The organism is Streptomyces sp. NRRL S-495, assembly GCF_000966955.1.
In the GTDB taxonomy this organism is placed as follows: Bacteria; Actinomycetota; Actinomycetes; order Streptomycetales; family Streptomycetaceae; genus Kitasatospora; species Kitasatospora purpeofusca.
In genome coordinates this window covers 1-7,240 of record NZ_JZWY01000034.1, presented here as the reverse complement: position 1 = coordinate 7,240, position 7,240 = coordinate 1, and the positions used below count along the sequence as shown (strand labels likewise).

General features: G+C 75.0%; 8 protein-coding genes. 2 read left to right on the top strand and 6 right to left on the bottom strand.

The features are described 5' to 3' along the window. Window positions 1–1,089 (bottom strand): glycosyltransferase (locus VR45_RS49905; RefSeq protein WP_045938077.1); only part of this gene is annotated, 1,089 nt, incomplete at its 3' end. Between the two features lie 181 nt (window positions 1,090–1,270). Between VR45_RS49905 and VR45_RS45295 the strand changes: the two genes are divergently transcribed. Then, window positions 1,271–1,537 carry a GlsB/YeaQ/YmgE family stress response membrane protein gene (locus VR45_RS45295; RefSeq protein WP_045938076.1) on the top strand — a complete coding sequence of 89 codons (267 nt, stop codon included), beginning with the start codon at window positions 1,271–1,273 and terminating at the stop codon, window positions 1,535–1,537. A 148-nt stretch (window positions 1,538–1,685) separates the two neighbouring features. Here VR45_RS45295 and VR45_RS02870 read toward each other — a convergent pair whose 3' ends face one another. From VR45_RS02870 to VR45_RS02850, 5 genes are all read right to left on the bottom strand, one after another. Continuing rightward, on the bottom strand, window positions 1,686–2,312 hold the full coding sequence (locus VR45_RS02870) for a TetR/AcrR family transcriptional regulator (RefSeq protein WP_045938075.1): 627 nt from the start codon (window positions 2,310–2,312) through the stop codon (window positions 1,686–1,688). 165 nt (window positions 2,313–2,477) lie between these two features. Continuing rightward, window positions 2,478–3,500: an aldo/keto reductase gene (locus VR45_RS02865; RefSeq protein WP_045938074.1), complete on the bottom strand. Its 1,023-nt coding sequence runs from the start codon at window positions 3,498–3,500 to the stop codon at window positions 2,478–2,480. 177 nt (window positions 3,501–3,677) lie between these two features. Further along, window positions 3,678–4,181 (bottom strand): (4Fe-4S)-binding protein, encoded by a 504-nt coding sequence (locus tag VR45_RS02860; protein ID WP_078896184.1) that lies wholly within the window; start codon window positions 4,179–4,181, stop codon window positions 3,678–3,680. Continuing rightward, on the bottom strand, window positions 4,181–4,483 hold the full coding sequence (locus tag VR45_RS02855) for a GNAT family N-acetyltransferase (protein ID WP_045938073.1): 303 nt from the start codon (window positions 4,481–4,483) through the stop codon (window positions 4,181–4,183). Before VR45_RS02855 ends, VR45_RS02860 begins: the two co-directional genes overlap by 1 nt. Before the next feature lie 160 nt (window positions 4,484–4,643). Beyond that, a complete protein-coding gene (locus VR45_RS02850; RefSeq protein ID WP_052708809.1) occupies window positions 4,644–5,540 on the bottom strand; it encodes a hypothetical protein in 897 nt (298 codons plus the stop codon). 162 nt (window positions 5,541–5,702) lie between these two features. On the opposite strand from VR45_RS02850, the gene VR45_RS02845 reads away from it, so the two are divergent. Further along, a partial coding sequence (locus VR45_RS02845) for a histidine kinase (protein ID WP_045938072.1) occupies window positions 5,703–7,240 on the top strand: 1,538 nt, incomplete at its 3' end.

Genomic DNA, 7,240 nt, shown 5'->3' with positions numbered 1-7,240 from the left:
GAGGGGGATCGGGCCGGGGGAGGTGCCGAGGCGGGTGAGGCGGGCGGACCAGAAGGGGGCGTCGAGTTGGGCGGGGACGGGGATGGTGGGGGTTCCGGCGCGGAGGGTGGCGGCGGTGGTGCCGGCGCCGGCGTGGTGGACGGTGGCGGCCATGCGGGGGAAGAGCCAGTCGTGCGGGGTGTCGCCGATGGTGAGGACGTCGTCGTTGTCGTCGGGTGCGCTGAGGCCGCTCCAGCCGGACTGGACGACGGCGCGGACGCGGGCGGCGCGGACGGCGGCGAGGACGGTGGCGGTGAGCCGTTCGGGGTCGGGGACGACGAGACTGCCGAAGCCGATGTACACGGGTGGCGGTCCGGCGGCGAGGAAGTCCAGGAGGCGGTGCGGGGGTTGCCAGGCGGGGTCGGTCCGGGGCCACCAGTAGCCGGTGACGCCGAGGGACGGGCTCCAGTCGGCGGGGCGGGGGACAACTCGTGGCGAGAAGCCGTGCAGCACGGTGCGGTTGCGGCGGCCGCGTGCCACGGAGCGGGCAGGCAGGCCGAGTTGGCGGCGGAGGCCGTGGACGGCGGGGGCGAAGAGCCGGTCGACGGCGGCCTGCACGGCGTGGCCGGCGAGCAGGTTGCCCGGTCCGCCGAGGGATCGGGTGCCGGTGACCGCCGGTGCGAACTCGCGGGTGGGGGAGAGGGGTTGGAGGTGGAGGGCGATGTTCGGGATGCCGGCGGCCTCGGCGACGGCCTGGCCCAGGTCGGCGGTGGTGCTGGTGGTGAGGAGGAGGTCGGCGCCGGGTTCTGCCGCGGCGGCGATCCCCGTGCCGAGGGCGGGCATGAACGAGCGGGCGAGGAGCACCAGTTGGAGGAGGCCGAGTGGCCCGGAGCCGGCCCGCAGGAGCTGTTGGCCCTGGGTGGAGGCTAGTTCGGCGCGCGGGTCGATCGGCAGCGGGCGGAACTCCAGTCCGCAGGCGCGGACGGAGTCGGCGAAGGTCGCGTGGGTGGCGAGGGCCACCTGATGGCCGGCCGCGTGGAGGCGGGCGCCGAGTCCGGTGAAGGGGGCGACGTCGCCCCGTGAGCCGGCGGTGGCGATCAGGATGCGCATGGCCGCAGTATTCCGGGGCAGTCGGGTCCCGAGAAGGGCGCCACGCCAGCGGTGGACCGCGGGCCGCGGGCCTTCGCGCGCGGACGTGCCGGGCGCGGAACCGTCCGGCGGTGGTGCGGCGTCCCTGCAGGCAGTACGGCGTGCACGGGGCCGCCGTACGGCTCGAAGGGCGGGAGGACGCGTGAGCTTCGTCGCATGGATCGTGCTGGGCCTGGTGGCCGGGGCCCTGGCCAAGCTGCTGCTGCCGGGGCGGGACCCGGGGGGCCTGGTGGTGACCACCCTGATCGGAGTCGCCGGCTCCTTCGTCGGCGGATGGATCTCCGCGAAGTTCCTGGACCGGCCGGTGACGGCGCAGTTCTTCGACCTGGCGACCTGGGCGTCCGCGATCGGTGGCGCCCTGGTGCTGCTGATCCTCTACCGGCTCGTCTTCGGCAACTCCCGCGACTGACCGCGGGCCGGGGCACCCGGCAGGGGCGAGGAGAGTAGGTGCGACGGGCCGGACCGGCCGCGCGGGAGACGGCGCGGCCGGTCCGTCGTGTCCGGACCGTGCCGCCCCGCTGGGCGGCACGGTGGGCGGATGTCCGGCGGGGAAGGGGTCAGGCCCTGGCGGCCAGGCCGCCGAGGATGAGCCGCCAGAGGGCCTCGAACCGCTCGTCGGCGGCCGGGTCGGACCAGCTCGCCGCGTGGGCGGGGTCGTGGAAGTGGGCGGTCGCCTCGAACACGGCGCGGGCGGTCGAGTCGATGCGGGTGCTCGCGTCGGTGTGGGCGGTCGAGTCGGTGCGGGCGGGGTGGAACTCCTTGCTCTCCGTGCCGTCCCGGACGATATCGGCGATCTGGGCGATCAGCGTCCCGATGTGGGTCTCGACCGTGTGGCTGTTCTCGCCGACCAGCGTCATGTAGGTCGCGAACAGCTGAGGGTCGTCGAAGGCCTTGCGGCGCTTGGCGGCGAAGAGCGTGGCCAGCCAGCGGTGCAGGCGCTCGGCGGCCGGCCCGGTCTCGGTGGTGATGAGGCGCAGCTCGTCGTGGGCCTGGGCGAGCCAGCGTTCGGTGACGGCCTCGCGCAGCGCCGCCTTGCTCGGGAAGAAGCGGTAGACGCTGCCGTGGCTGACGCCGAGCGTGCGGGCGACGTCGACGACGGTGGCCTTCGCCGGGCCGAACCGCCTGAGGACGTCCTCCGTCGCGCCCAGGATCTGCTCGGCGGTGAGTGCGCTGTCCGTGCTCACGGGGAGGTACGTCCTTACGGGTGAGGCGTCCGCCCGCCGGGGTGCGGCGGGTGGACGGTCGGCCGGTCGGCGGCCGGTCGGGGCGGGCCGCCGGTCGGCCGGCGGTTGGTGCGGGTGCTGACGGTCCCGCCCGGAGCGGTCTGCCGACGCGGCCGGGACCGCGCCTCAGTGCTCGCTGTCGAGATGGGCCATCTGGGCGGCAGCGTACCTGTCGCCGGCCGCGGACCCGGCAGGGACCGCCGCCTCGATGGCCGCGAGGTCGGCCTCGGTGAGGGTCACGTCGAGTGCTCCGAGAGCCTCGGTGAGGCGGTCGCGGCGGCGGGCGCCGACCAGCGGGACGACGTCCTCGCCACGCGAGGCGACCCAGGCGATCGCGATCTGCGCGACGGTGGCCTTCCGTTCGGCGGCTACCGCGCGCAGGGCGTCGACGAGCCGGAGGTTGTGGGTGAGGTTGTCGCCCTGGAAGCGGGGGCTGTGGCCGCGGAAGTCGGTGCCGGCCAGTTCCCGGTCGTTCTGCCAGTGGCCGCTGAGCAGGCCGCGCGAGAGCACGCCGTAGGCGGTCACGCCGATGCCGAGCTCACGCGCGGCGGGCAGGATCCCGGCCTCGACGGAGCGGGAGATGAGCGAGTACTCGATCTGGAGGTCACTGATCGGGTGGACGGCGGCGGCGCGGCGCAGGGTGTCGGCGCCGACCTCGGAGAGGCCGATGTGGCGGACGTAGCCGGCCTGGACCAGCTCCGCGATCGCGCCGACGGTCTCCTCGACCGGCACGGCCGGGTCCAGCCGGGCGGGGCGGTAGATGTCGATGTGGTCGGTGCGCAGGCGGCGCAGGGTGTAGGCGAGGGCGGTCTTGACCGCCGCCGGGCGGGCGTCGTAGCCGAGCCACTGGCCGTCCGGGCTGCGCTGGGCGCCGAACTTCACGCTGATCCGGACCTCCTCGCGGTCGCGGCCGCGCAGCGCCTCGTGGATCAGCAGCTCGTTGTGGCCCATGCCGTAGAAGTCGCCGGTGTCGAGCAGGGTGACGCCGGCGTCGAGGGCGGCGTGGATGGTCGCGATGCTCTCGGCCTCGTCGGCGGGGCCGTAGAGGTCCGACATGCCCATGCAGCCGAGGCCGAGGGTCGAGACCGTCGGGCCGGCGGCGCCGAGCTTGCGCGGGGGGAGGTAGCGGGGGTTCTGGGTGGTGGACATGGGTCAACGATGACACAGCGACTGACAGAATTCAAAATCTGTCATCTGAAATCTGTCAGCTGTCATTTGTTGATCACCGGGCCCCGGGCCGGCTGCGGTGGCCGCGCGTGTGGAGGTGTGGAGGTGTGGAGGTACGGGGCCGTTCGGGTCCCGGTCGCTGCGCACCGCCGGAGGGGCTCACCCCTTGTGCTCGCCGCACTCCCCGCTCCGGTCGCAGTACGGCGGCTCCGCGCTCCGGCCGCAGCCGCACAGCATCGCCCGCGGCGCCTCCCGGACCTCCCCCGACGCGTCCGTCACCCGCAGCTCGCCTCGGACCAGCAGCCGTCCGTCGGCCGTCCGCCGCACCGTGGTCGGCCGGTCCGGGGCCTCCGCCCCGCCGTCCGCCAGTCGGTAGGCCAGCGCCCCCGTCGGACAGCGGCGCACCACCTCGGCGATCACCCCCGGCTCGGCGGCGTCCGGCATGATCCACGGCCTCCGTGCCGTGTCGAACACCGCCGGCAGCCCGTGCACGCACTCGGCGGCATGCCGGCACACTCGGGCGTCGAAGGACACCGTGATCCCGTCCCCCCGGTACGCCCGGGCTCCGCTGGCGCGCCCGCCCGCCGCCTTTTCGCCGCCGTTGCTGTCCGTGCCCTCGGTGCCGCCCGTGCCCTCGGTGCCTGCGCGGCTGACGGCGGCCATCAGTCGCTCACCCGGCTGCGGTTCTCGTACGCCAGGTCGATGTACTCGGGATGCCGGAGCATCCACCCCTTGATGAACGGGCACGTCGCCAGGACCGCCAGCCCCCGCGCCCGCGCGTCGTCCAGGGCCGCCCGGGCCAGCGCCCCGCCGACGCCCTGCCCCTCGTACGCGGGCTCGACCACCGTGTGCGGGTACACCACCAGCCCGTCGCTGCGCAGGTACTCGGCGAACCCGGCCAGGGTGCCGTCCGACCACGCCTCGAACCGGCCGGCACCCTCGGCGTCACGGATCGTGACTGTCATGGCGGACTCCTCGCTGCTCGATGCGCTGCTCGATCCACTGCTCAACGCACTGCTCGACGCACTGCGCTCAACGCACTGCTCAACGCTCAACGCACTGCTCGATCCACTGCTCGGCCCGCCGACCGGGCCGTCGGCGCCGGGCCCGGGGGCGTCCGGTCCATCATCGAGCGGACGCCGCGACCCCGCCCGCCGGGTCGTCGGCGCTCGCGACGGCCGCACCCGGGGCACCCGCCGCCGCGCTCGCGGGCCCCGCGTCCGTCGCCGACCGGCTCCCGCCCGGTGCGCGCAGCAGGTGGGCCCGCGCCGGGGGGACGTTCCGCCACGCCACCCGGCTGCCCAGCCCGTACTCCTCCTCGAACCGGCGCAGTAACCGCACCACCGCCCGGTGCCGCGCACTCTGCCGGGGGCCGGACGTCAGCAGCCGTGCCGCCGACGTCCCCAGGTACTCGAAGTACGTCAGCTCACCTCCCGGCACCAGCAGCCACAGATAGAGATCGAGGATGCGCCGCACCTCCGCCGGTTCGAAGTTGGTGAACGGCAGCCCCGACACGATCACGTCGTACCGTTCGGCGGCCGCTCCCGACCGACCGTCCTCGCGGCCTCCGTCCCCGGCGGCGGGTGGGCCGCACCCCGGCAGGTCCTGCACCCGGCACGTCGACAGCCGCAGGCCGAGATCCGTCCCGCGCCGCGCCAACTCCTCGTCCGTCCGAAGCCGTTGGGCGAACCGGGGATTGGGCTCCACCACGTGCAACCGGTCTCCCGCCCGCAGCACCCGGACCAGCCGCCGCGTCACCACGCCCGTCCCGGCCCCCACCTCCAGCACCGAGAGCGGCCGGTCCGGACGGCTCGTCGCCGGGACCGTCAGCGCGTTCACCAGTTCCGCCCCGCTCGGCGCCACCGCGCCCGTCAGCCGGAACGTGCGCAGCGCCTCGGACAGGAAGAGCCACCCGTCACCGCCGTCCGGTCTCCGCCGCCCGGCGCGAGCGGTCGCGGCGCTCGCGATCTCCGTGGTGTCGGCGGGGGAGACGGGCCCCTGGCCAAGCTGATGTGTCGTCATGACAGTGACGCTAGAGAGAGTCCGACCTGCGTGGAATGGCCGAAAGATGCTCCGCACCCCCGACGAAAGTCGAGGGTGCCGATGGCCGATCGACAGGGGTGGCGCACTGCCGGTTCGTCGTAGCATCGGGCCCGGACGACGGACAGAAGGAGGTGGATCCGCATGAACAACCAGCAACGCCTGCTCGGCTGGTACGCCCCCGGTCGGCACCGCCCGACCGAGACGCTGCTCCTGCTGACCGTCCTCGTGCTCGTCGTCGAGGAGAGCCTCGCCCAGTGGCACGTCCACGATCTCCCCTGGCGCCCGGTGCGCATGGCCGGAGCCGTCCTTGCCCCGCTGTCCCTGCTGCTGGCCCGCCGCCACCCGGTCGCCGCCGCCGTACTTCCAGTCCTGTTCAGCGGACTGCTGAACCGCGCCTTCCCCGGCCTGTTCAGCCTCTACCACCTGGCCTCGACGGGTCGCTCCGGCCCGGCACTCGCCGCCGCGGTCGCGCTCGCCGGGCTCGGCGCGGTCCGGGCCGAGACCCTCGCCGACTGGGCCGGCACCACCGGTTCCCAACTCCTGGTCGAAGCGGCCGTCCTCTCCCTGGGGCTGTGGCTGCACAGCCGCCGCGTACTGATCCGGACCCTGAACGCCAAGGTCGAGGCACTCGGCCGGGAGCGCGAACTCCGGGCCGAGCAGGCCCGCTCCGCCGAACGTGCCCGGATCGCCCGCGAGATGCACGACGTCCTCGCCCACCGGCTCAGCCTCCTCGTCCTGCACGCCGGTGTGCTGCGCGACCAGGCCGGGGCCGGCACGGTGGCGGACGACCCGGAGCGCCTCGCCCACCGCCTCGAACTGCTCCGGGCCACGGCCGCCCGCTCGCTCGACGACCTGCGCGACGTTCTCGGCGCGCTCCGCGCCGATCCGCCCGGACCCGTGGGGACGACCCTGCCGGCCGGTCCGTCGGAGTCGGTCGTCCCGTCCGGTCAGGCCGGCCCGGCCGGTGACGCCGGGGCGCCCGACAGCATCCGCACCGCCGTCGGGCGGGGGAGTACGAGCACGAGCACGGGCGCGAGTACGGGACCGGGCGCCGCGCCGGGCCCCGTGCCCTCAGAGGCAGGCGGTGCGCCGCTCCCCGAACCCGTGACTCCCCGTCCACCCGCCGACTCCGACTCGTCGGCCGACTCCCGTCCGCCCGTCGCCGCGCCCGCCCTGCGCGACCTCGCCGAACTCGTCGCCGAGGCCACTGGCTCCGGCCAGCGCGTGGAACTGGCCCTCGCCGGTGACCCGGAGGACATCCCGACCACCCACCGGCTGGCCGTGCACCGGGTCGTCCAGGAGGCGTTGACCAACGCGCGCAAGTACGCGCACACCGCCCCGGTCACCGTCCGCGTCCGGTACGGCGCGCCCGCGACGACCGTCGAGGTACGCAACGGCGCGGGTGACCGGGCTCCGTCCGGTGCCTGTACCGGGGGCGGTTACGGCCTGGTCGGGCTCGGCGAGCGGGTCGGCGCGCTCGGCGGGCACTTCGACGCGGGCCCCGACGGCGGAGGCGGGTTCCGTCTCGCCGCCCGCCTTCCGGCACCGGACCGGCTCCCGGTCCGGCCGCCGCTCAGCCCGACTGCACGGGCGCCCGCCCGGACAGTGCGACGGGCCGTCGACCCGCACCCCGTCGCACCCACCGCACCTGCGATACCCGCCGTACCGACCGCCCCACC

Coding starts and splice junctions, on each gene's coding strand:
- VR45_RS02865 (WP_045938074.1), bottom strand. CDS start 3,500: ATGTCCACCACCCAGAACCCCCGCTACCTCCCCCCGCGCAAGCTCGGC.
- VR45_RS02860 (WP_078896184.1), bottom strand. CDS start 4,181: ATGGCCGCCGTCAGCCGCGCAGGCACCGAGGGCACGGGCGGCACCGAG.
- VR45_RS02850 (WP_052708809.1), bottom strand. CDS start 5,540: ATGACGACACATCAGCTTGGCCAGGGGCCCGTCTCCCCCGCCGACACC.
- VR45_RS02855 (WP_045938073.1), bottom strand. CDS start 4,483: ATGACAGTCACGATCCGTGACGCCGAGGGTGCCGGCCGGTTCGAGGCG.